The sequence below is a fragment of the Pedobacter sp. 01N310 genome, assembly GCF_056399805.1.
On the sequence record NZ_JBFTSB010000015.1, the window covers coordinates 1 to 24,148 of the forward strand.

The 24,148-nt window shown below is 39.2% G+C and carries 27 protein-coding genes; 16 read left to right on the top strand and 11 right to left on the bottom strand.

What is annotated here, in order from left to right:
• The first annotated feature begins 312 nt into the window (after nt 1–312).
• Together AC1DNH_RS20355 and AC1DNH_RS20360 are read left to right on the top strand one after the other, a co-directional pair.
• A complete protein-coding gene (locus AC1DNH_RS20355) occupies nt 313–726 on the top strand; it encodes a (R)-mandelonitrile lyase (RefSeq protein WP_477584290.1) in 414 nt (137 codons plus the stop codon).
• Between the two features lie 75 nt (nt 727–801).
• The gene (locus AC1DNH_RS20360; protein WP_477584292.1) at nt 802–1,803 is read left to right on the top strand and encodes a carboxymuconolactone decarboxylase family protein; all 1,002 of its coding nucleotides are present in this window, start codon (nt 802–804) and stop codon (nt 1,801–1,803) included.
• 73 nt (nt 1,804–1,876) lie between these two features.
• Here the strand turns inward: AC1DNH_RS20360 and AC1DNH_RS20365 are convergent, their stop codons facing one another.
• On the bottom strand, nt 1,877–2,776 hold the full coding sequence (locus AC1DNH_RS20365; RefSeq protein ID WP_477584294.1) for a helix-turn-helix domain-containing protein: 900 nt from the start codon (nt 2,774–2,776) through the stop codon (nt 1,877–1,879).
• A 177-nt stretch (nt 2,777–2,953) separates the two neighbouring features.
• Here AC1DNH_RS20365 and AC1DNH_RS20370 point away from each other — a divergent pair, with 177 nt between their 5' ends.
• The 6 genes from AC1DNH_RS20370 to AC1DNH_RS20395 all read left to right on the top strand — a co-directional run bounded on the left by AC1DNH_RS20370 (nt 2,954) and on the right by AC1DNH_RS20395 (nt 9,193).
• Nucleotides 2,954–3,532, top strand: coding sequence for a Crp/Fnr family transcriptional regulator (locus tag AC1DNH_RS20370; protein WP_477610762.1), 579 nt, complete (start codon nt 2,954–2,956; stop codon nt 3,530–3,532).
• Nucleotides 3,533–3,696: 164 nt separating this feature from the next.
• Nucleotides 3,697–4,641: an NAD(P)-dependent alcohol dehydrogenase gene (locus tag AC1DNH_RS20375; protein ID WP_477625608.1), complete on the top strand. Its 945-nt coding sequence runs from the start codon at nt 3,697–3,699 to the stop codon at nt 4,639–4,641.
• Between the two features lie 235 nt (nt 4,642–4,876).
• Nucleotides 4,877–5,821: an aldo/keto reductase gene (locus AC1DNH_RS20380; protein ID WP_477584299.1), complete on the top strand. Its 945-nt coding sequence runs from the start codon at nt 4,877–4,879 to the stop codon at nt 5,819–5,821.
• A 46-nt stretch (nt 5,822–5,867) separates the two neighbouring features.
• Nucleotides 5,868–7,286 (top strand): carboxymuconolactone decarboxylase family protein, encoded by a 1,419-nt coding sequence (locus tag AC1DNH_RS20385; RefSeq protein WP_477584300.1) that lies wholly within the window; start codon nt 5,868–5,870, stop codon nt 7,284–7,286.
• Nucleotides 7,287–7,368: 82 nt separating this feature from the next.
• A complete protein-coding gene (locus tag AC1DNH_RS20390; RefSeq protein WP_477608345.1) occupies nt 7,369–8,385 on the top strand; it encodes an amidohydrolase family protein in 1,017 nt (338 codons plus the stop codon).
• An 85-nt stretch (nt 8,386–8,470) separates the two neighbouring features.
• On the top strand, nt 8,471–9,193 hold the full coding sequence (locus AC1DNH_RS20395) for an SDR family oxidoreductase (RefSeq protein WP_477585714.1): 723 nt from the start codon (nt 8,471–8,473) through the stop codon (nt 9,191–9,193).
• A 182-nt stretch (nt 9,194–9,375) separates the two neighbouring features.
• Here AC1DNH_RS20395 and AC1DNH_RS20400 read toward each other — a convergent pair whose 3' ends face one another.
• From AC1DNH_RS20400 to AC1DNH_RS20410, 3 genes are all read right to left on the bottom strand, one after another.
• Nucleotides 9,376–9,900, bottom strand: a complete 525-nt coding sequence (locus AC1DNH_RS20400) for a hypothetical protein (RefSeq protein WP_477585712.1) — start codon at nt 9,898–9,900, stop codon at nt 9,376–9,378.
• Between the two features lie 127 nt (nt 9,901–10,027).
• Nucleotides 10,028–10,798 carry a glycoside hydrolase family 11 protein gene (locus AC1DNH_RS20405; protein ID WP_477608343.1) on the bottom strand — a complete coding sequence of 257 codons (771 nt, stop codon included), beginning with the start codon at nt 10,796–10,798 and terminating at the stop codon, nt 10,028–10,030.
• 359 nt (nt 10,799–11,157) lie between these two features.
• Nucleotides 11,158–11,556, bottom strand: coding sequence for a winged helix-turn-helix transcriptional regulator (locus tag AC1DNH_RS20410; RefSeq protein ID WP_477581827.1), 399 nt, complete (start codon nt 11,554–11,556; stop codon nt 11,158–11,160).
• Between the two features lie 116 nt (nt 11,557–11,672).
• On the opposite strand from AC1DNH_RS20410, the gene AC1DNH_RS20415 reads away from it, so the two are divergent.
• The gene (locus tag AC1DNH_RS20415; RefSeq protein ID WP_477581825.1) at nt 11,673–12,113 is read left to right on the top strand and encodes a nuclear transport factor 2 family protein; all 441 of its coding nucleotides are present in this window, start codon (nt 11,673–11,675) and stop codon (nt 12,111–12,113) included.
• Between the two features lie 242 nt (nt 12,114–12,355).
• Here the strand turns inward: AC1DNH_RS20415 and AC1DNH_RS20420 are convergent, their stop codons facing one another.
• The 5 genes from AC1DNH_RS20420 to AC1DNH_RS20440 all read right to left on the bottom strand — a co-directional run bounded on the left by AC1DNH_RS20420 (nt 12,356) and on the right by AC1DNH_RS20440 (nt 16,812).
• A complete protein-coding gene (locus tag AC1DNH_RS20420; RefSeq protein WP_477581824.1) occupies nt 12,356–12,745 on the bottom strand; it encodes an MmcQ/YjbR family DNA-binding protein in 390 nt (129 codons plus the stop codon).
• Between the two features lie 21 nt (nt 12,746–12,766).
• A complete protein-coding gene (locus AC1DNH_RS20425; RefSeq protein ID WP_477581823.1) occupies nt 12,767–13,846 on the bottom strand; it encodes an alkene reductase in 1,080 nt (359 codons plus the stop codon).
• 59 nt (nt 13,847–13,905) lie between these two features.
• Nucleotides 13,906–14,829, bottom strand: a complete 924-nt coding sequence (locus AC1DNH_RS20430; protein ID WP_477581821.1) for an NADP-dependent oxidoreductase — start codon at nt 14,827–14,829, stop codon at nt 13,906–13,908.
• A gap of 181 nt (nt 14,830–15,010) precedes the next feature.
• A complete protein-coding gene (locus AC1DNH_RS20435; RefSeq protein ID WP_477581819.1) occupies nt 15,011–15,994 on the bottom strand; it encodes a helix-turn-helix domain-containing protein in 984 nt (327 codons plus the stop codon).
• A 182-nt stretch (nt 15,995–16,176) separates the two neighbouring features.
• Complete coding sequence (locus tag AC1DNH_RS20440; RefSeq protein ID WP_477581818.1) at nt 16,177–16,812, bottom strand: NAD(P)-dependent oxidoreductase; 636 nt, start codon at nt 16,810–16,812, stop codon at nt 16,177–16,179.
• 77 nt (nt 16,813–16,889) lie between these two features.
• Between AC1DNH_RS20440 and AC1DNH_RS20445 the strand changes: the two genes are divergently transcribed.
• From AC1DNH_RS20445 to AC1DNH_RS20475, 7 genes are all read left to right on the top strand, one after another.
• A complete protein-coding gene (locus AC1DNH_RS20445; RefSeq protein ID WP_230142685.1) occupies nt 16,890–17,285 on the top strand; it encodes a winged helix-turn-helix transcriptional regulator in 396 nt (131 codons plus the stop codon).
• A 159-nt stretch (nt 17,286–17,444) separates the two neighbouring features.
• Entirely contained in the window at nt 17,445–18,035 is a 591-nt protein-coding gene (locus AC1DNH_RS20450) for a TetR/AcrR family transcriptional regulator (protein ID WP_477581816.1), read from the top strand.
• A 135-nt stretch (nt 18,036–18,170) separates the two neighbouring features.
• Nucleotides 18,171–18,983, top strand: coding sequence for an SDR family NAD(P)-dependent oxidoreductase (locus tag AC1DNH_RS20455; protein WP_477625609.1), 813 nt, complete (start codon nt 18,171–18,173; stop codon nt 18,981–18,983).
• A gap of 23 nt (nt 18,984–19,006) precedes the next feature.
• Complete coding sequence (locus AC1DNH_RS20460; RefSeq protein ID WP_477625610.1) at nt 19,007–19,774, top strand: SDR family oxidoreductase; 768 nt, start codon at nt 19,007–19,009, stop codon at nt 19,772–19,774.
• Nucleotides 19,775–19,840: 66 nt separating this feature from the next.
• Nucleotides 19,841–20,842, top strand: coding sequence for an NADP-dependent oxidoreductase (locus AC1DNH_RS20465; protein WP_477581812.1), 1,002 nt, complete (start codon nt 19,841–19,843; stop codon nt 20,840–20,842).
• Nucleotides 20,843–20,864: 22 nt separating this feature from the next.
• On the top strand, nt 20,865–21,305 hold the full coding sequence (locus AC1DNH_RS20470; RefSeq protein ID WP_477581811.1) for a DUF2147 domain-containing protein: 441 nt from the start codon (nt 20,865–20,867) through the stop codon (nt 21,303–21,305).
• A 144-nt stretch (nt 21,306–21,449) separates the two neighbouring features.
• Entirely contained in the window at nt 21,450–21,869 is a 420-nt protein-coding gene (locus tag AC1DNH_RS20475) for a hypothetical protein (protein ID WP_477610961.1), read from the top strand.
• 120 nt (nt 21,870–21,989) lie between these two features.
• Here the strand turns inward: AC1DNH_RS20475 and AC1DNH_RS20480 are convergent, their stop codons facing one another.
• Both AC1DNH_RS20480 and AC1DNH_RS20485 read right to left on the bottom strand, forming a co-directional pair.
• Nucleotides 21,990–23,129, bottom strand: coding sequence for a hypothetical protein (locus tag AC1DNH_RS20480; protein WP_477625611.1), 1,140 nt, complete (start codon nt 23,127–23,129; stop codon nt 21,990–21,992).
• A gap of 22 nt (nt 23,130–23,151) precedes the next feature.
• The gene (locus tag AC1DNH_RS20485) at nt 23,152–24,045 is read right to left on the bottom strand and encodes a TssN family type VI secretion system protein (protein WP_477584648.1); all 894 of its coding nucleotides are present in this window, start codon (nt 24,043–24,045) and stop codon (nt 23,152–23,154) included.
• Between the last annotated feature and the right edge of the window lie 103 nt (nt 24,046–24,148).

Below are 24,148 nucleotides of genomic sequence, written 5' to 3' on the forward strand. Positions count from 1 at the left end.
AATGACACCGGTAATAGTAAAGTTTGCTAGTATAAAATCTGGTAAGAACAATTTAAGTAAAGAGGCTGCAGGGGAAGTCATATAAAGTGAAATAGTAAAATGCAAAGCTATTTGTTTTTACCGTCCTCCACAACTTTTGGTATTGATCCCTGTTAGTGAGAAATGCAATCTGAAACTAAAAATAACCGTGAATTGGTACAATAAAATAAACTCATTGCAATGAAAACAATTTTCAGGATAATGTTATTAGCTTTTATAATGGGAATTTCATTTTCTATAACCGCCTGCAATAACAATAAAAATCAAGAAAAAATGATAACAGAAAACACCACGGCTCTTTTCCCTAAAGGAGAAAAATTAACCAATGGATATTTTACTGGAGATGCTTATTTGCAGACACTTCTGGCAAAAGATAAGAACAACGATTTTGTTTTGGGTAGCGTAACTTTTGAACCAGGGGCAAGAACCAACTGGCATACGCACCCTAAAGGGCAGGTACTGATTATAACCGAAGGCGAGGGCCTTTACCAGCAAGAAGGGAAAACAGCTCAAGTCATCAAAAAAGGTGATGTAATCAACATACCAGAAAATGTAGAACACTGGCATGGAGCTACCGCCAGAACAAAGATGGTACATATTGCCATTACCAATTATGAAGGTGAAACTAATGCAGTTTGGTTAAACCCTGTAACTGATGAAGAGTTCAACGCAGCCAACAAAAATTAAACAATCAAAATGATGGGCAAAAGCAAATTTTTAAAGGGGATACTATTTTTTGTGCTCACAATAAGTATGATCAAAATGAATGCACAACCAAACAAAACAGCTAATACGGATTTGTCTGCACAACAGCAAAGCTTGGTAAAAATTTCGGCACTTACAGCTACGGGAAACCTGGAACTGTTAAAAGTGGAATTGAATAAAGGGCTGGATTCCGGACTTGCTATTAACGAAATTAAAGAAGCGCTCGTTCAGCTTTATGCGTATTGTGGCTTTCCAAGAAGCCTTAATGCCATTAACGTTTTTATGACTGTAGCAAAGGAGAGAGAAGAAAAGGGGATCACCGATAAAGTAGGGAAAACAATTGTCGTAGCAAATAATCCTAAAAATAAATATGAACAGGGCAGAAAAGTGTTGGAAGAACTGACCAAGACCCCACAATCAAAACCTGCCCCAGGCTTCGGGGAATTTGCACCGCGTATTGATGCTTTTTTAAAGGAACATTTATTTGCCGACATTTTTGTTAGTGACGTGCTGAGTTATCAGCAAAGAGAAATGGTAACAATTGCGGCTCTGGCCTCGATGCCTGGTGTCGAAGGTCAGCTGCAGGCTCATATCAACATGGGAAAGAATACAGGCCTAACTGAAAACCAATTGGAACAATTAGCAATGCTGGTTGAAACAAACGTTAATAAAACACAGGGAAATACCATCAGGAAAATAATCGGAAAACCATTGGTTCCTGTAATTGAGAAGGATATGATGGTGCGTATTTCTGAAATCGAAATTTTACCAGAATACCTCGAAGATTATAAATCCATTTTGCGGCAGGAGGCCGCGGCTTCTATAAAAATCGAGCCTGGTGTGATTGCCATTTTTCCTATGTTTCAACAGAAAAACCCCACTGAGGTTAGGATCATAGAAATATACGCCAATAAAGCAGCATATCAGTCTCATTTGCAAACACCACACTTCCAGCACTACAAAACAACCACCCTAAAAATGGTAAAAACATTAAAACTGGTAGATATGAACAGTCTAGACAATGAAACGATGCTGGAGGTTTTTAGTAAACTAAAATAGGATATGTCAAGGATGACAAAGAATCTGGTTTTTAAAAGCGTTGCAGCCCGACAAGAAATTATGCGTATTTCAATCAATTCATAGAATTCCGGTATTCATTGGGCGAATGTCCAACCTGTTGTTTAAAAAAACGGGTAAAATGTGAGGGATATTTAAAGCCAAGCCTATATGCAACTTCACTTACGGATTTACTGAGATCAAGTATCTGTTCTTTCGCGGCATCAATCAGTTTGAGGTGTATATACTCTAGTGCAGATTTTCCTGTTTCTTTTTTTACCAGATCTCCGAAATATTTTGGAGACAGGTTGAGTTGCTCTGCACAATACGAAACGGAGGGCAATCCCAGGGTTTGCAGCTTTTCCGACTGGAAGTATTCGTTCAGTAATCCCTCAAATACAGTCAATACATCCTTATGGATATGTTCTCTGGTGAGAAACTGCCGGTCGTAAAACCGAACAGAATAATTCAGGAACATTTCAATGTTGCTAACGATCAACGTCCTGCTGTGCTTATCAATAGGATGCGCTAATTCATACCGGATCTTATTAAAACACTCCAGCACTATTTCTCTTTCTGCATCGGATACGTGAAGTGCTTCATTAACATCGTAAGAGAAAAAGCTGTATTCGTTAATGCATTTGCCAAGATGGGTTCCACGGATGAGATCGGGATGAAAGAATAATCCCCAGCCGGTCGGCTGTATCATGTTTTCGCTTTCCTCAAAACCAAATACCTGCCCTGGTGCAATAAAAAGAAGTGTTCCTTCTTCGTAATCATAGTGATTGCGGCCATATTTCATCTCCCCGCACTTCTCGTCTTTTAAAAAGATCATGTACACATCAGAAATATAACGCGCCTCTTTTACCGGCTTCGATAGCGACTGATCAAGAACACTGACCAAAGGATGCAGGGTCTTCTGCCCCCTCTCGTTATTGATCTGAGCCACACTTTCAATTCTAAGGGGATTTCCCATTACTTCGGTTATTTTAAAGTGAAAATAGCTTAAGTATTTCAATTATCCCTGCAGAAGCGCTAATGAACAGAAAAATTGGTAAGAGAAACAGGAATATGTATAATGATTTAATGCAAAAGTATAAAGAACTTCGCCCCTTAGCATGATCAATGAAGTATTTTACAAATCTTAATTAAAATGAACGCCGAGATACTTTATACTCAGATCTGCTCTTATGTTCAAATATCCAGAGATGAGTTTGAACTCTTTTTTAACCTTTTTAAACCGGTTTATTTAAAAAAGGGTGAATTCCATTACATAGCCGGTAAAGTTCCTAAATATTGGTCGTTTACTTTAAAAGGCTGCTTGCGCGAATATTGGCTGGATAGCCAGGGTGATGAGAAAATTTCCAGATTTTATGAGGAAAATACATGGGTTGGCCAGGTTGAAAGTATGATTAACCAGAAGCCGACGGACATGAACCTACAGGCACTTGAGGATTGCGAGTTATTGTGTATAACAGGCAATGACATGTGTAGCGCTGCAAAGACACCGTGGATTCAGCACTTCATGATTCAGAAGAGCTTCGCCGATAATGCTATTATAATGGAAAATTCCAACCGAATTAAATCGGCATCACCAGAAGAGTTGTATCTGGAAATTCTTAAGGAAAGACCATCCTTATTGTTGCGTGTTCCGCAACATTACATTGCAAGCTTTCTTGGCATCCGGAAGGAAACATTAAGCAGGGTTAGAAGAAGAGTTGCCCACCTATGATTTGTTGATTGAAGTCAACGATATTCAATTTCCGTTCCGATAATTTTACATCGAAGAACGATCACCTCAATGTTATCGATGTTTTACACCTTATAAGTGTGCCTTTTTAATCATTGGGTGGCTGATCTTTTTTAGATAATGAAATTTAGAATAATAGCAAATCAATGAAAAAAATAATCTATGACCAATACGGCAGTGTCGACGTTTTACATGCTGTAGAGGTAAATAAGCCAGTTCCCGATACGCAACAAATTTTGGTTAAAGTAAAGGCCGTTTCTATTAATCCTATCGACTGGAAGATTTTAATGGGTGAGGTGAAACTGATGTCGGGCAAGAAATTCCCAAAATCTGTCGGTTGCGACTTCTCCGGAACAATAGAAAGCACAGGTACGGGTGTTCAAAAATTTAAAGCAGGGGATGACGTGTTTGGCGTAATAGATCCTTTTAAAGATGGAGTTCTTGGAGAATATATTTTGGTGAATGAAAAGGAAATTGCTAAAAAGCCTGCGGATCTGTCATTTGAACAAGCTTCTGCAATACCAACGGTCGGCCAGTCCGCTTTACAGATGCTCACTAAAAACAAGGATAGTATAAAAGGGAAGGAGATTTTGATAAACGGCGCATCTGCCGGAGTAGGTATGTTTGCGATACAGATTGCTAAAAGCCGGGGAGCGATTGTAACGGCTGTTTCAAGCGCAAAAGGGCATCATTTGTTAAAGAAGTGGGGGAGTGATTATGTGATTGATTACAACAGAGAAAAAGTGACGGATTTAAAGAAGAAGTTTGATGTTATCATTGAACTATCTGCTAAATTATCTTTCAGTCAAGCTAAAAAATTAATGAAGCCTAAATCCACATATTTTACCGTTACCCCTTCGTTATGGAATTTCGTGCATTCGTTTTCAAATAACATGGTATCTCGAAAGAAATATGAAATTCTTTTGATGAAATCTGACACAGAAAGTTTAAACCGATTAGCAAATGATGCATTAAAAGGTTTTGATATCCACATCAGCAAAACTTACCCCATGTCAGCTTATAAGGAAGCTTATAAAACGATAATCAAAGAGGGGGCTTTAGGCAAAGTCGTTTTTAATATCGCATCTTAAAATACCAGTTTTAGCAAATTTTTTTGATATGCACGGCCTTATGAAACAATTCATAGAGCTTTATTTATTGGTGCAAACGTATTGCAAACAATCTCGCAGAAATACGCTAAAGCAGAAATAATGGTAAGAGAAACAGGAATCCGTATAACGATCTGATGCAAAAGTATAAAGAACTTAGCTCTATTCTATAATCCATTAAATCGTCTACCGCAGTTCTGCAAATAATAAAAAGAAAATGAAAAAATTACCATCAATAGCATTCGGTACCTGGTCATGGGGAACAGGTTCTGCAGGAGGCGACCAGGTTTTCGGCAACAACCTTAGCGCTGGCGATTTAAAGCAGGTGTTCGATACCGCAATGAAGGCAGGTTTTAACCTATGGGACACTGCAACCGCCTATGGTATGGGTTCATCCGAAACGATATTAGGAGCGTTTGTAAAACAATACCCACGTGAGGATCTCTTACTATCTACCAAGTTTACACCACAGATGGCTGGTTCTTCTGACAACCCTATCGAGGAAATGCTGAATAGCAGTTTTGAGCGTTTAGGAACGGACTATATAGACATTTACTGGATTCATAACCCTACTGACGTTAGTAAATTGACTCCCGAACTGATTCCACTGCTTAAAAGCGGAAAAATAAAAAGTGTTGGGGTATCTAACCATAACCTCGAAGAAATTATATTGGCCAATAGTATACTTGAAACCGCAGGTTTTAGTATTTCTGCCGTACAGAACCATTACAGTCTTCTATACCGTTCATCCGAAGATGCCGGGATCATCGACTATTGCAAATTACACAACATTACTTTCTTTGCTTATATGGTGCTTGAACAAGGCGCATTGTCTGGCAAATATAATACTCAAAATCCGCTTCCCGAAGGTAGCGCCAGAGCAAATACCTACAATAAAGTGCTTCCACAGGTAGAAGAATTAACCGATGTGATGAGAGAAATTGGTATCGGCAAAAATGCTTCCGTTGCCCAGGTTGCAATTGCATGGGCCATTGCTAAAAACACCTTACCCATTATTGGGATAACCAAAACTGCTCAAATTGAAGACGCTTTAAATGCCACTAAAATTAGGTTAACTCATCAGGAAATAGAAAGAATAGAAACCTTGGCAGCAAAAGCGGGCGTTGATACCCAGGGTGCCTGGGAAAAATCGATGATATAGTTGTCTACTAAAATAATCTACCTCAATAAATATTGAAATAAACGAAATGAATATAGAAAAAGATTCGAAAAAAGTCTTGTTTGTAGTAACAAGCTGTAATGTAAAAGGAGATACAGGTATCCCTACAGGATTTAACCTGAGCGAAGTTACCCATCCATTAGAAAAATTAGAAGCAAGTGGCGTTACAGTTGATATTGCATCTATCAAGGGTGGAGCAGCACCTTTAGATGGCTTAGAAGATTTCAACGATCAGGTTAATGCCAAATATTGGGCAGATATCAATTTTCGTGAAGCTATTGCAAATACTTTGAAATTAGATGATGTAAAAGCTTCAGACTATGAGGCCATATTTTTTGCGGGTGGGCATGGAACCATGTGGGATTTTGCCGATAGCCCCGCAATCTTAAAGTTAGTGCCGGAATTTTACGAATCTGGAAAAATTGTTTCGGCAGTTTGCCACGGCCCTGCAGCTTTGGTAAACGTAAAACTAAGCGATGGCTCCTATCTGATCTCGGGCAAAAATGTAGCTGGCTTTACCAATGGCGAAGAGGAAGAAGTACAATCAACCAAGGTAGTTCCGTTCCTGCTTCAGGATGCTTTAATTAACCATGGAGCTGTTTACAAGCATGCCCCTAACTGGAATAATAACATTGCTATTGATGGCAGGTTGATCACGGGCCAAAATCCGCAATCTGCCGCAAGCGTAGGCGAAGCAATTGTAAAAGCGTTTAAAATTAGCAATGCAGAAAAGACCGGGCCAAAACCTGCATTTTCAAGTGCTGATGTAAGTAGTGTTTCTCCTGCATTAGGTAAGTATATCGCCGAAAAACTGGTAGGTGAAGTTTGGGAGCGCCCAGGGTTATCAAAGCATGACCGCTGCATCGTTACTTTGTCATCCCTGATAGCAAGAAACCAAAGCAATGCCATGCCGCATTACTTTATCAAAGCGCTGAACAGTGGTATTACGCCAGGTGAACTTTCAGAAATTATCACACACCTTGCTTTCTATTCAGGGGTGCCCAATGCCATGTCGGCTGTTGCTGTTGCAAAAGATGTATTTGCAAATTATGGAATATTAGGGGCAGAATTACCTTCAACCAGCCCGCTGGCGCTTGATAAAAATGAGGCTTTACCGGGCGATGAGAACAGGGTAGCATTTATAGCGCAAAATATCGCCCCGATAGCCGAAGGTTTTGCTAAATATACCAATGAATTATTGTACGGCGAGGTTTGGCTCCGGGCAGGATTATCATCAAGAAGCAGAAGCCTGGCAACCGTAAGTGCAATGATTGCGGCTGGAGATATCCAATTTCTTGGCATGTATATGGGGCGGGCTGTTGAGCATGGCATTACACGCGGGGAAATGGGCGAAGCATTAACTCAACTGGCATTTTACGCAGGCTGGCCGAAACTCGTTTCTGCATCATTGGTTGTAAAAGAGGTATATGATGGCGCGGGTAAATAATCCGCTAGCTAATCTTAATCCGTATAAAAGTGCCTTGGAATTGAGTTTCCGGGCTTAATTCGCATTGTCACTATAGTAGAAAATGAAACCACTAAAAATAATTACCATTGAGGAGCATTTTATCCTGAAAAGCATCTCGCAAAAATTAGCCGCATTTAATATCAAAGAAAATGGTGGCACTGCACCTAATGATGAAGTGCAAAAGGAACTCATGAAAATTGGGCCAAGCAGCGAGGATATGGAAGATGTTGGGGAACGGCGGATAAAATTTATGGATGAAAGCGGCATTGACATACAGGTGCTCTCCTACGGTGCCGGAAGTCCTCAAAACATAACGGACAAGACATTGGCCGCTGAACTTTGCCGCGAGGCCAATGATGAATTAGCCAGGCTGATAAAAAAGTACCCAACAAGATTTGCCGGTTTTGCCACCTTGCCCGTTGCCGACCCAACTGCGGCCGGAGAAGAGTTGAACCGGGCAGTGAAGGAATTAGGTTTTAAAGGCGCAATGCTTTCAGGAACTTTTAATGGCCGATTTTTTGATGAAACAGCATTTTTGCCCATTTTTTCTAAAGCCCAGGAGTTAAATGTGCCTGTGTATATGCATCCTGGTTTCATCTCCAAAAATATTGCCGCACATTATTATCAGAGTAATAACTGGCCTGGCATTGCAGGTGCTATGTTTTCATCGGCAGGATATGGCTGGCATTTAGATTCAGGAATTGCAATTGTCCGCTTAATTGCTTCGGGCATTTTTGATAAACTGCCTGACCTGAAACTCATTTCAGGACATTGGGGTGAACTGGTTCCTTTTTTTCTGAACCGCTTAGACGATCAGTTAAGCAAAACCTTAAAATTAGAGCGCAAAATCTCCGACTATTATAAAAGCAATATCTATATCACACCAAGCGGACTTTTTTCTGAAGCTCAACTTAAATATGTGATTGATGAGCTGGGGGCCGACAAAATTATTTATTCAGGTGATTACCCTTATTTAATAGATAATAGTACCAGGCAATTTCTTGAAAGTGCGCCTATTTCAGAAGAGGCCAAAGAAAAAATCGGTTATAAAAATGCCGAAAAATTGTTGGGTTTATAATCTGCTTTTGTATGGAACAAGTTAAAAAACATAGAATTGAAAAAGATAAAAATTCTTTAAAACATTGAATATTAAACAAAAAACAATGAAATTATCAAACAATAAAATTTTAATCACTGGCGGAGCCACTGGCATCGGTTTGGGATTAACTGAAAGATTTATTCAGGAAAACAACCAGGTTATTATTTGTGGCAGAAGGAAAGAAGCGCTGCAAGAAGTGTCTGACAAATTCCCGGCAGTAATAACAAAGGTATGCGACTTATCAGAGGAATCCGGGCGAACGGAACTTTATCAATGGATTGCTGAACACCATAGTGATTTGAACGTATTGGTAAACAATGCTGGTATTCAAAACTGGATGGATATTTCAGACGAGCGCTTTTATGATAAAGCAAAAAATGAAATTCAAATAAATGTTTTAGCGCCGTTGCATTTAACTTCACTCTTTACCGAACTCAAATCACTGGATACGGTCATTAATGTAACCTCCGGCCTGGCATTTGCGCCCCTTACAAAGGTACCCGTTTATTGTGCTACAAAAGCTTTTTTCCACTCATTTACCATTTCATTGAGACATTTATTAAAATCAAAAAATATAGAGGTCATCGAATTGATCCCACCAGCCCTCAATACTGACCTGGGCGGCAAAGGCTTGCACAGCGAGCACCCTTCTGTTGAGGATTTTATTAATGCAATATTTCAACAACTAAAAGAAGGCAGGAATGAATTGACTTTTGGATATAGCGAAATGTTATCAAAAGCAACACCCGTTGAAATACAGGGAATGTTTAAAAGAATGAACCCATAAGCAAAGGTTGCAGGATGATAGGGATGTTGCAATGGAGCGAACCACTTATCAGCTTAGAAATTGGTATAACGGCAGAGCTTTTCCGCTTGATCCGAAAAAGGTGAGCAATTCGGTGAGCATATTAACGGTATGAATGCTCACCGATTATAGTTTGAGTAGTTGTTTAAATTATTAAACATCTTTTACCTATTTGCTGATTTTTTTTTTAACAGTTCTTCGTAAACCGGTCCCTCAGGTTTTTCCATACCATCAGAAATCTTTATTCCGGCTTTCTCAAACTCACTGATTAATCTTTTATCGAAATCAGCGATGTATGATGCAAATGATACAGAATCTTTTTGTTCAGGAATTGTTGCAAAAGGAACATGTGGTTCTTTAAACCTGTGCAACACCGCTTGAGTACTATCGTTGCCTTCCAAAAGAAGGGAGTCTCCGTAGTCTGTAATCTTAGCTACATAATCTTTGGTAAGGTATTTTAAGGAATCATTTTCTATTTTGTAAGGAAGCTTAAAGCGGCCAACTTTCTGATTATAGAAAACTACATATTGCGAATCAATATCAAATTCGCTATATCCATTCGCTTTGGAAAACCGATGCCATTTTCCGATCAGTGATTTTTTGTTTCCATCTGTATTTTTAAGATTTGGCGAATGGCAGGCGGGAAGGATAAAACTGAAAAATGCAAGGAAATAAAGTATGGATCTCATAATAACTAATTGTTAAATAATATTAAAAGCATTTTTAATCCAGGTATTGATCATAAAGTACCTGCAGTACATACTGCCCGGCTTATTGCCAGGCAGTAATGTGGTTGTGATGGGTTTAAACAAATGTTTACTGTGCGGCCCAAATGGTACAGTTAATATTGCCATTCGTATTAGAGCCCCATGTTTCCGCAACCATAATCGCAGGAATATTTAACTGACCAAGCGTATATCCGAAACTTTGCCACTTGTTATAGTGGTTGGCGAAAGTAATGACGCGATTTTGTCCGGTAGGAACCTTTGTAACCCTGGAGCTATAAATCTGCCTGAAACCGTCGCCACCGTCGATATTTTTACCTGTCATCCATCGGGTCCATACATTATAACCTGCACCATCGGTTTCAAATGTTCCCAGGTAAGTCCCGCTATGAGGTGAAACCGCACCCCAGGTTTCATTCACATAATACTCAAAATAAGGGCTTCTACTCCATCCGTACCATCCAAAAGTACCACCTCCGGAGTTTGAATAAGTGCTCAGGTTATAGCCTATCTTATAGGTTTTTGACCCTACTGAATAACCTTTACCGCAAGTAAAATTACCGTTAAAGCCGTTCCAGTTAACGCTGTAATTTCCCCCGGTACCATTGGCATAATTGACTGTGCCAGTTGCGCCGTCACTCTTCCAAAGCGACCAAAAGAAGCCGTTATGTGTACCCGATTGGTAGGATTCTACCGTGGCGACAGCTTTGGTAGGAGGGGGCGGAGCAGTGACTTCCCCAGGCGCGATCTTTTCGTCTTTTTTACAGCCTGTTAAACATACAGCGCTTGCAAACACCAAGGTTGCAGCCACAACAAGAGTAACCTTCCTGGTTACACCTGTCAGTGAATTTTGTTTTTTCATATAAGATATATATTGGTTAGGGAAGCAAAATAACCGTATTCAGATCTGGGATATGGCTAATAATCAGCAAATTTGTTATACAAATGTTCACACGGTCTGGAATTGGAACACTCTACTGGCGTTTTTTTCTGTCAGATTACAGAGAAGTATTGCTTTAAGCAATCTTCGAACATTTTAAGAATAAAAACTCCCGATAGCAAGATAGTTTTGAAGAACGGGATGCAGGTTGATGCTGAAATTCGAAGAGAGTTCTCTGCTCCAGCAGTTTTTCAGAAATATAACCAAAATGATGAACAATGGCTAGGTTGCTAAAGGGAGGTAAACAGAAACAATCATAATACCATTTCTCTGAAACAGTATTATAATTGCCCTTCTTTGGTTTTGGATGACATTTCACTTTTTATTTTCTCCCGGTGCTGGATGCCCCATTCGGTCATCGCTCCAATGACTTTTTCAAGCGTATAACTATAAGGCAACAATTCGTATTCTATTACAACAGGATAGCCTACGGATACTTTCTTTATGATAAAACCATTCATTTCAAGGTCTTTTAGTTCGCTCGAAAGTACTCTGGCTGAGATCCCCTTAACTTGCCGCTGCAATTCTGTAAACCTGTTGTTTCCCCTGGCCATTGCAATAATTATCATCAGTTTCCACTTACCGCCAACTGCATAGAGTGCATCAGCCATCCCATTTAGAATTTTATGGCACTCTTCTGTAAATTCTTTGTTTTTTACCGATTCTTCTTTATTGTCCATTTCGCTATGTTTTGATTACTAACTAACCTTTGGGTAACAGGTAATAAATTGTTAGCGAATATAGCCTAATTTTGATGATTATAAAAAGAACTTTAAAACACAAAAAAATAAAAATTATGACATTAGAAATTTTGAAAATCAAAGAAGAATTAAGGGGCTTAATAGATGCTTATGCCTATTTAAGTGATGAAAAAGAGATCTCAGAAGTAATGAGGCTGTTTACGCCAGATGCCACCTACAAAGTTTATATGGGTAACTTCTTAGCTGCAAATGTGTCCGGAACAGAAACCATGGAAACGGAATTTAACGGGCATGCCTCTTTAGTAAAAACCTATTTTACAATGAACGGGCAGCATACTGTGAAAATAGATGGTGATACCGCTACAGGTGTTTCTTTTTCTCAGATCAAAATGATCAGAGAATCTGAAGGTAAGTCCATCCTTACAGATTACAGCGTTAAGTACGATGACAAATACGTGTGTCTGGATGGGAAGTGGCTAATTAAGGAACGTATCGGATATTTTATAATTGTAGATGAGAGACCATTTAACGGTTAGCGTAAAAAAGGGTAGCCGTCCTTGTATCCATTGCCAGAGCCAATATGCCCATAGCTGTGCTGCAATTAACGGTTACCCTTTCTTGTAAATATGGTAGCGCCTTAAAAGATGTGGTAACTCGATATCAAAATGGGGCGCTATCCGATGTAAATAAAAAGATAGCTGTTAAACCTGCGCTTTTTCGAAGGAACCAATGACAACAAAACTCACCAAATTGTTCGATGCCCACCTATCTTTGATCTTTATCCGTTTTCACGAGCGTCCTCTTCTAAATCTTTTCTTATCCTTTTAGTTAGTGAAGCCACCACAAGTTCATACGAGTTTTTTAACAGGTTCTTGATTACCTTATCAGGAACCTTTTTGTTGAAATAAACACTGATCCAATGTTTTTTATTCATGTGGTAAGCAGGCGTTACATCTTCATATTTTTCCTGAAGTTTCTTTGATTCCTCAGGATCACATTTTAAGGTACAAAAATCAAACTCATCCACATTAAAAAAACAGAACCATTTATCCTTCACATAAAAAGCCAGTAAGTTTCGGTCATATTCAGAAGAGGCTTTTTTGAAAGCCATTTTTTCGGTAACTCCCTCGAAGGAGAGACAATATTCTCTCGCACTTTCTGCATTCATATCATTCTAAATTATCCAGGATCAATCTTTCAAGAAGGGATAATCAGTATATCCGTGTTCACCTCCACCGTACATTGTGGCTTGGTCAATTTGGTTAAATTCGGCATCTAATTCAAATCTTTTTGGCAGATCAGGATTGGCGAGAAACAATGAACCATAAGAAATTATTTTCGTGATCCCCTTCTCCAGTTCTGCCTCTCCGTTTTCTTTATTGAACCCAGCGTTGGCCATTACCAGGTGTTTACTGATGCCGCCAAATGTTTCTATCGCATTTTTAGGATAGTGAGGGTAATTGTTTAAAGGGAACATGCCATTCATCAAATGGATATAAGCTAATGGCAATTCATTCAATGCCTCGATCAAAGGACTAAATTGAGCAACAGGATCACTATTTTCTATATTGTTATAATAAACCGTTGGCGATAGTTTAATGCCAACTTTATCGCTTCCTGATGCATGAACAAGTTCCTGCATCACTTCCAGTACGAAGCGGTTCCTGTTCTCAATGTTACCACCATACTCATCGGTGCGTAGGTTCGCGCTTTCCGATAAAAATTGGTTCGGCAGGTATCCAAATGCAGCATGAAGTTCTACGCCATCGAAACCTGCTTCGATAGCATTTTTAGCGGCCTTACCATAATCTTTAACGATTTGTTTGATCTCCACAATAGTTAATTCATGAGGTGTTTCGTAATCTTTCATTCCCTGGGAAGTAAAATGTTGTTGCCCTTTTATTGCGACTGCCGAAGGCGCAACAGGGAGCTTTCCATTTCTGTCTACAGAATGTCCAACACGACCTGTATGCCATAGCTGGGCATAAATTACACCTCCGTTGTTATGTACAGACTTAGTTACTTTCTTCCAGGCTTCAATTTGTTCATCATGATAAAGTCCTGGTGTCAACGGACTTCCTATAGCCTGTTCTGAGATATTAATGGCTTCCGTTATCAAAAGTCCTGCGCTTGCCCGCTGCGTGTAATATAAGGTCGTTAGGTCTGACACTACTCCTTCTATGTTAGCACGGCTTCGTGTCATTGGCGCCATTGCCATCGCGTTCCTTAGTATTTTCTTTCCTAGTGTTACTTTTTCTAGTAATTTCATGAGTTGTTTTTCATTATGTTAGTGATATAAACTTGTAAAATTTAAATTGTGATCGATTTTTAACCGATTGTAAGGATAACCTTTCCATTTACACCTCCGGCTGTTAAAAAATCCTGTGCCACGGCTGCTTCTCCGAGCTTGAATATCTTTGAAACAACCGGTTTAAATTTTCCAATTTTTAATAATTCAATGCCATTCTGCAAGGTTTGGGCTGAAATGTTGGAGGCGACAAAACTCGCTTTTACCTCGTATTGTTCTGCCAGTTCCTGCGATGGTGGTACCACAATGCTCAACAGCATACCACCGGGTTTTAGCACTTGAAAAAGTTTTGTCTGGGCTTCACCACCTGCGGTATCCGCTACCAGGTCAATATCCTTAATCAAACGCGCAACATCTTTTAATTTATAGTCAATTACCTCGTCGGCGCCAAAACTTTTTGCCAATGCCACACCTTTTCCCGATGCTGTTGCAATAACGTATGCACCTGCAGCTTTTGCCATCTGTACCATTGCACCACCAACAGCACCACTTCCACCCTGGATTAATACGCTTTGTCCCTTTTGTAATTTACCAGCAATGAACAGAACGGATTCGGCAGTGCCAATGTTGACACCGATTGATGCCGCCTCTGCAAAGGAAAGTCCTTGTGGTTTCGGCACCACTAAGCTTTCGTTTGCGGTTACATATTCTGCGTAGGCATTTGTCCTGGTTAGGGCAATCACTTCATCGCCCACTTTAAAGGCTGATACATCATCTCCAATGGCTACAATTATTCCTGCAGCCTCGCCGCCTGGAATAAACGGCATTTCTACGGGGCGGACGGCTTTCATAAAGCCCATCCGGATTTTAATGTCTATAGGATTTACACCTGCTGCTTTAACCTGAACTAACACATCATTTCCATTCTGGACTGATGGTACCGGAACGTCGACCTGTTCTAACACATCTGAATTTCCGTAGTCGTTATATTGTATCGCTTTCATTTTTTTAAATTATAATCTGTACACCTCACACCTAAAGAATATCAGGTGTAGAAGTTACTTCTTTGTTATACTGAATATACGAACAAAGGTATCAGCTATTCAGTAGGTAAAATAACCCAAAAAGACAGAAGAATAGTCCTATCCGACAAATGACGGGGTAGTGTTTTGGAAAAATAGAAAATTAAGCTGTATAGGAAAACTTCTTTGGTGTAATGCCATATTGTTTTTCAAATAGCCGACTGAAGTGACTGAGATTGGAAAATCCCAGCTCATATCCCACCTCAGAAACAGAATGTTTGGCCTGTTTCAGCAGAAAAGCAGCCTCTTCCATTCTTGCTTTTTGATAATAATTATAGATAGTATCTCCAAATGTTTGCTTAAAGAGCTGCTTAAGTTTCGTTTCGCTCATAGCAGTGATAGTGGCCAATTCACTTAATATTGGTGGAGTACTAAGATCACTCAATATTTTGTTGCGAATGGTCAGCAGTTTTTCTGCATCGTTGCTATTTATGTTCTTAAAAGTCGTATTCTCCCTAAGCGATAATTTACTGAAAAGCAGATACATTAATTCCTGTACCTTGATCTGTACGTAGAAATTATTCAAAGCGCTCTTCATATCAACGGAGACAATATTTTTAAGGAGCAATTGCATTTCAGGATCCAGGTTTTCGAAAAAGAGAAAGGAGGCGTTTGCATCCATGATGGTTGTTATCGTACCATTTGGTTTTTCAACAGACAGAACTGAACGTAGTCGGCTGGCCGTAATGCCCACAACCACGTATTGAATGTTGCTGCCGGCAGGGAAACGGATTTCTGTATGCAAATCATTTGTAGATAGGAGTATAGAAGCGTCCTTTTTCTGTGAGAATGGTACGTTTGCCTCGTTGTTATATTTAACTTCACGATCATCGTTGCCATTATAAAAGAAAATGGTACGTATATCATTGGCCTGCGCAGCTGGGTTGCGCTTAATAATCAGGTCTTCCTTTAATACGTACCGGTGGATCGTCAATCTAAAATCATCCCCAAAGCCAACCTTACGTACATAACCTTCTCCCATTTTCTTTGGGATCTCTAAAAAGTTATCTCTCACCGGAACATTAATTAGTTCCGAAAACTGTATTATAAAGTCAAAACCCGGAACCGCTGTAAATTCGAAAATCATTGCAAGAAATAACTAATTAATAAACCTAAGGTGGTGTAACTTCCTAAAGTTACGCCACTTTCTTCTAATATTATTATTTTTAAGATCTCGGCGCTAAGATACGTCTAGAGGGATTGGAGATGGAAGTCCGGTTTTGATTTCTCTTACCTCAACAGAAATGTATTCTTTCATTTTCTGATCATTTAATAGGCGATATCAATTGTACTTTTAAAAGTCCCGCTGTCTGCGAGGTGTATAAACATAAAAGTGGCTAAATCAGCACGCGAGATTTTCGGAATGCCACCTAGCGGCAAACCGGTTATATTTTTATACTTTCCTATTGCTTTGCCATCGGTTAGTTTTGGCGCCCGAACAATTGTCCAGTCCAAGCCGGACGTCTTTATTATTCCTTCCATTATACGCATATCAGCATATACAGGTTTATAGAGCTTTTGCAATACATGCTTTAATAGAAAAGTCATGATGAACGAGCTCTTGGGTGGGATGTCTAATGCGCCTGACGAAATACAGATTAGGCGCTTCGGGCAAGATTTCTCCATGATGTTTACAATATTGCGGATGCCAGACGAATACAAGGTGGTTTGCTGAATTTTAGGGATACCCAGACAGGAAACCACTGCTTCGTGCCCATCAAACTCTTTTTCATAAGTATGTGGAATTAAAACATCTCCTTTAATAACCTTTAGATTTTGATGCATTATTGTAAAAGCATGGGGATTTCTAACAATAGCCGTTATAGCATATCCGGCGTTTAGTGCCTGTTCAATAAAATGTTTTCCAGTTCCGCCAGAACCACCAAATACAAGAATTTTTTTCATTTTGTGATATTTTAATTGAATCAAAGGTATATTTGAACTAACATTTGTGCAAGTACGCACCTAAAAGTAAGTGTAAAATGAATGAAGTTAAAGAAACATCCACCATACAATTAAATAAGCAAACGGTCTTTAAATTGTGTCCGGTTACCTATGTGATGGAAAAAATTGGCAGCTACTGGAAACCGATTATTATCTTCCACTTAATGTCTGGATCAAAACGGTACGGAGCGTTAAAAAAGGCAATGCCTCATATTACAGAAAAGATGCTTGCACAACATTTGAGGCAGCTGGAAGCAGACGGACTGATTTCGAGGGTAGCATTACCTGTAATACCGCCACACGTTACCTATAGCCTGACGGATGCGGGGCAGGCTTTGCGACCTGTGTTATACGCCATGGCAAACTGGGCAATTGAAGACGGGCAAAAAAGGGAAGAGCCACTTTTTAAAACGATGGAACAGTTTCCTGCATAAGTTAATAACCTGCATCCGTGCAACATAAATCAGGCGCTACGGAATATTTGTTTTTGGCTCACGGTGATTGTCATCTTCATCTCACAAAGAATAAAATATACTAAAAAGTATTTTTAATTAAACTTTTTAGTATATTTTTGTGGCGTAAAATTTATTAATATGCTTACTAAAGCCGAAAGAACAAAGCAATTCATTCTGGAAACAGCGGCCCCTATCTTTAATCAGAAAGGGATATCAGGCGCTAATATAGACGATGTGCTTGCTGCTACAAAATTGACTAAAGGATGCCTTTATGGTCATTTTGAAGGCAAGGAAGACCTTGCCTTACAGGTTGTTGATTTTATGCTGAAAACAAACGGCGAAAAAATGTTATCAACTATCGGTAAGGGTAAAACAGCAAAGGCTAAAGTGTTTGCATTTCTCGATTTTTACAAGGATCCTTTAAATACCTACTTAAAAGGCGGGTGCCCTATATTTAATGTTGCGGTTGAATCTGATGATCATTTTCCGGCAATTAAAGAGAAAATAGCCGGTGTAATAAGGCGTGGACAGGAATTATTTGTTGGTGTCTTAAAACAGGGCATTAAGGACGGAGAGTTTTCTGACGAGCTTGACCCTGCTGTATATGCATTTAAAGCTGTAGCTGCTGTTGAAGGTGCGGTGATTATGTGCAGGTCTATGAACACGGCAAAACCGATGGCGAGTTTGCTCAAAAACCTGAAAGCAGAATTAGAAAGTTACGAGGGCTAATTTTTTTTCACTAAAAATATACTAAAAAGTCTTTTATATTTTTAACTATTAAAAAAATATAAAACCATTTCGCAGTTTAAATTAAATGCAAAACTACGTGTGAAAATATACTAAAAAGTCTATAATTAAGAAGATATGGAATCAAAAGAAAAAACGGTTTTAGTCACAGGTGCCTCATCTGGCATCGGGCTGCTTGTCGCCAACAGGCTCCACGAAAATGGCTACCACGTTATCGGAACAAGTAGGAACCCCGAAAAATACCAGGCAAAATTGCCATATAAGTTATTGCCATTAGATCTGAATGATGACCGCTCTATAACATCTTTTGGTCAGTTGCTCTTCAGTCAGATTAAACAGTTGGATGTGTTGGTTAACAATGCTGGTTACCTTGTAAATGGACTTGCGGAGGAAACTCCCATTGAATTAGGCAGGCAGCAGTTTGAAACCAATTTTTGGGGAACGATCAAATTAACCAACGCGTTGCTACCCTACTTAAGAAAGCAAAACCATGGAAAAATAATCACCCTCGGTTCTTTGCTGGGCCTAGTGGGGCTTCCAAATGTGTCCTATTATGCGGCTTCCAAACATGCACTCGAAGGTTATTTTAAATCACTGCGTTTTGAATTGAACCAGTTTAACATCAAGGTAGTAATGGTTGAGCCGATGAGTTTTAAAACMAATATCGGTGAAAGCGGAACTGTTGCTACAGGAACGATCCCAGCGTATGATACCTTCAGGCAAAAGGTAACCGCCTATACTAAAAGTACATTTGATAATGCACCTGATCCTGCACCGGTTATCGCCACTTTATTGCAAACAGTAAAGGAAAAGAATCCAAAGTTTAGTTACCCTGTCGGAAAAGGATCATCAATCGCACTGCTGCTTCAGCATTTCTTTTATAAGGTTTTTGAAAAATCCATTCTGAAATCTGTTAATGCTTCAAAATAGAATTATCATTAGAAATTATAATCATGCAAATAAAAGGAAAAACGGTACTGATCACCGGTGGGGCATCAGGTATAGGGCTGGAAGCAGCAAAACAATTTTTGGCTAATGGCGCCAGTGTAATCATTACTGGCAGAAACCAAGGGAAATTAGATGATGCCAGGAAACTATATCCGGCAATTATAACCATTAAAAGTGATGTGTCAGAAGCCGATGATGCACAAAAGCTTTTTAACCAGGTGCAGCAATTGGGCGGTATTGATATATTATACAACAATGCAGGTGTTTTAACCGATCCAATCAATCTCGGATCGGCAAACGAAAGGCATCTTACAGACGCAGCCTACGAAATAAACGTCAACTATCTTGCAGTTATCAGGCTTAACAATCTTTTCATGGATATGCTGAAATCAAGGGCGGGAGGCGCTATTATCAACACAACTTCATTGCTTAGTTATGTTCCATCATTACTGGAAGCAACTTACTCAGCTTCTAAAGTAGCATTGCGGTTTTATACAGAAACATTGAGAAAGCACCTACAAATTTTAAATAGTAACCTGAAGGTATTTGAGCTTTTGCCTCCTGTTGTGGCTACAGAAATGACGGCTGATAGGAAGGGAAAAAAAATGACTACAGAAGGTCTGGTAAAAGCGCTTATCGCAGGTCTCAAGAAGGATCAGTTTACCATCCGTGTAGGGGATACAAAAACATTGTATATCGTCAACCGGCTTTTTCCAGGAATTGCTTTTGGTTTGGTTAATCCTAAGAAAAGTTATAAATTAATATCCCCATAAAAATTACGCCTTAAGTAACAGCATGTTGTAACTGACGTAAATAATAAAACAAGAAATAAACATAATATGAAAGCGTTCATTATAGACAAATATAAAAGCAAGGAAGGTGGTAAGATTGAAAATGTACCCATTCCAGTATTGAAAGCCGATGAAGTATTGGTAGAAGTATACGCTGCCGGTATAAACCTTCTCGATTCCAAAATAAGGAAAGGGGAATTCAAACTTTTTTTACCTTATAAAACACCATTTATTTTGGGGCATGACCTGGCCGGTATAATAACTAAGGTTGGTGCGCAGGTGCAAAAGTTTCAGGTTGGAGACCATGTTTATGCTCGGCCCGCAGATCATCGTATCGGAACTTTTGCAGAATTCATTGCCGTTAATGAGGCCGATTTGGCAATAAAGCCTGCAGAACTGACCATGGAAGAAGCGGCATCCATCCCACTCGTGGGCCTCACTGCCTGGCAGGCACTCATTGAAAAAGGGAAACTGCAAAAAGGAGAGCGGGTTTTCATTCAGGCTGGCTCAGGCGGTGTCGGCACATTTGCCATTCAGTTGGCTAAATATCTGGGGGCTACTGTGGCTACCACGACAGGTACAGCCAACATCGAGTTGGTAAAAAGTCTCGGTGCAGATGTTGTTATAGACTATAGAAAGGATGACTTTGAGAAAGTTCTGAATGATTATGATCTGGTTTTAAACAGCCAGGACGGATTGACGCTTGAAAAGTCGCTACAGGTATTAAAACCAGGTGGAAAGCTCATCTCGATTTCTGGTCCTCCCGATCCGGATTTTGCAAAACAAATCGGTGCCTCCTGGTTCGTGAAACTGATTATGCGCCTGTTGAACTCGAAGGTAAGAAAGAAAGCAAAAAGGCTGAATGTTGATTTTTCCTTTCTGTTTATGAGGGCTAGCGGATCTCAGTTGAATGAAATTACGACGCTTATAAATGCCGGGGCTATTAAACCTGTGATAGATAAAATTTTTCCGTTCCAATCGGTCAATGAAGCAATAGCTTATGTAGAAAGTGGCCGTGCCAAAGGAAAAGTGGTAATAAAAGTTAAATAATTTAATTGGTAAAACATATATAATGAAAAAACTAAGGATAATATTATTGTTGTGCCTTTTTGCGGCAACAAAAACATTCGCACAAACTCCAGAAGCTGATAAAATTTTAGGCGTATGGTTGAGTGAAGATAAAACCGGTAAAATTGATATTTATAAAGCAAAAGGGAAGTATTTCGGCAAGCTGATCTGGGGTAAAACCATGTACGAACCAAATGGAATTACTTCCAGGAAGGACGTAAAAAACAAAGATGAAAAATTAAGGGCACGTAACCTTAAAGATCTGATCATGCTTTACGATTTTACTTATCATAATGGCGTGTGGGATGGTGGCGAGATTTATGATCCTTATAGTGGTAAAACATACAGCTGTACGTTGAAACTAAAGGATAGTAAGCTGAATATCAGGGGGTATATTGGCATGTCTTTGTTTGGCCGGACAAGTGTTTGGGAGAGGGTGAAGTAATGTTTAAATTGAAAGTGCCAGGAAATTATGAGTTTTGAACAGTTTGTTGGCGGCTAGAAAGTAGTTGCCATAATGGAGCTATAATTTCCCTTTTTGTAGCGTTTTAATGCGCTTTGTCGTTTTTCATTAAAAACCAAATAGACGATGAAAAAAATAGCGCTTGTATTATTGTTGGGTGTTGCCCTGCTAACCTGTAAAAAAAATAAAACCACTTCTGATTGTGGGGACAAGGTCTGTACTGAAGAATTTGCCTCGGTAGTGTTAAAATTTGTAGATAATAAAGGCGCTGCCGCTGAAGTAAAAGATTTCAATGTAATCAACCAAAGAACAGGAGAGCGGGTAACGGCTAATTCGAGTATTTATACAAATACCATAAAAGGCGTATTTATTATCGTTGATGATAATAATAAACTTGGTCTGTCAGAACAGGGAGATGATTTAAAAATTAGCGGTACTTCAGTAGAAACCAAGCAAACTAAATCTGTTGTGATTAAAGTAAGTGGAGGCAAGTGCGCTTGTCACATCAATAAAATTTCAGGACCGGAGCAGGTTGCTTTCGATTAAAATTTATTCCAAAAGCGGAGGTCGGATTGCCCTGTTAATTTTTAACTGACAAGAATAAAAAAAGCTGTACCCGGTTTCTCTGGGTACAGCTTCATTATTAATTTACTCCGAGAAATAATTTTAATCCAGCAATGTCCAGGTTTTTCTGGCCTGTACCTGCTGTACAACTTGCTGTTCGGCAACCACAATATTTTCTTTGCGCTGGCCAATATATTCTAATCCACTCAATTTATTCCAAAGCGCTACCAATACACTCATAAATTCGTTGGCCATTAGCATACTGTTGTTAATTTGTTTATGATCGTAAACCAGTTCGATGGTTTTGGCTAAAAGCTCTTCAAAGTTTCCTGGGGTTACATCTTTCCACTCGTAAAAATACTTTAACAGTTCTTCTCTTTCGCGGGGATCAATCAGTTTAATGGCCGTAAAAAAAATGTGCGCCAAACTGGAGAAATAACCTACTAAAACTGCTGGCGATTCGCGGTGCGCAATGTTTCTGTACTCGTAAAATAAACCTGCAATGTAATCTACAATTTTCTCTGAGATTAAACGGATGTTCCTGCCTAGCGGCGTAATGTTGTCCCTTCCTCCTGTTTTGTCGATGATTTTAAAAGCCGCCAGCTGTAAATCATTTAGTAAAACACTAAAAGATTCATAATATCTAATCAGGGCTGGATGACTTGTTATAGTTGAGCTGGGCGGTATATAACTGCTGTTTATTGATAACCTGCCATTTTCGTAGTAAACCTGCCCGATGGTTAAGAAATAGCTATCTGCAGTTTGCGAACCCACCTCGCTCTCCGGTAAAACCGCAATAGCATAACTTTTGGCAAGTTCAGGGTAACGGATCGGGTTTTCTTCAGGATTTGGTGTGCCCGTTGGTACACGGTTAAACGGACTTACCACTAATAAAATCACATAGTTTCGCGGTTCCGACTGGCCAAAATAATGGTTGTGTACCAGTGTATCCATATTATCCGATTGTACAATATCAATGTGGCAGCCTTCAGGAGTAATCGCATTACAATATCTAACCCTTACCTCGATATGGTTGGTTGCTTTTTCGATAATTTCGATATCGTGCGAACTTTTATAGCCTGCAAAAGGCGGTAAAAATCCGTAATTACTATTATTTAGGTGTAGAGAGGCGGCATCGCGTACAAAGTCCTGCAAATAAAGATCACTTAATGTAAAATGATCACTGGAAAGTTTCATGCCATTAATCCAGTTAATGGATTTATATTTTAGCGGCTTTATCATGGTAGATGTTTTTAATTATAGATTAGATAAAGATAGCACTTTCTCCAACTTCATTGGGTTTGTTTGCGTTTTCAGATACCCGTTTAGCGTAAATCGTCATTTTTTCGGTAATGCCATTTTCGATAATGTCGAGATCAGGATCGATGAAAATATTGCGTTTAAAAAAAGAAGTTTTGATAAAGAAAATCCATTTATAATTTTCCATATCGTCGCCCCTGAATTCTACAGGGCTTTTGGCAAATTTTAAATTGTAATCATCAATAAACTTGTGGAACCAGATACCGAAGTTCATGTTCTCTACAGCTTTTACCTTTACCTTTAAAGGTTCGGGATCGCTGCTTTTTTTGTAAAGCTCCAGCTCCAGTACCAATAAACGGTTAAAATCTACATGGTCCATGTTGATGTCCAAAGGAGTATCAGGATATTTCCAGATCTTGTAGATTTCTGAAGGGATACCAAGCAGTGAAACATAAGCCCACCAAAAAATAAGTGGAACAAAAAAGCAGGTGATACTGCCAGCACCAAACCACCCAAAATTTACCGAGCTTAACCAGTTAAAGGCAAGCTGATATAAATAAACAGCTAAAATGGCCGAAATTAAAGTAGCGAAAAAGATAAAAACCTTGCGCTCCAGTACATCTTTAGGGTAGTATTTGGTTAACAGATAAACGAAAACCGTGCCCATCAAGAGATAAAAAATACAGCAGATAATGTAGCCCCAGGGCATGAAATTAAAGTTTAGGAACCCTAAAAATCCCGGAAGGGCTAAAATAATGCCGATGAGCAGAACACTTACGATAAGTCTTTTGTTATTGAGAAACTGGTTCTTTTTGTTGATGATAGAAAGCACCGCTGTTGATACGATGAAGATCAGCGGGAACAAGAGAAAGCGGATAAAAAATGATTGAACGTCCATTAAATTTTTATAGATGAGATGTATTGCAAATATAGTATCTTTAATATTTGATTATAATCGTTATTTTTTCGGTAATAAAAATTTAACCTATAACAAAAATGAA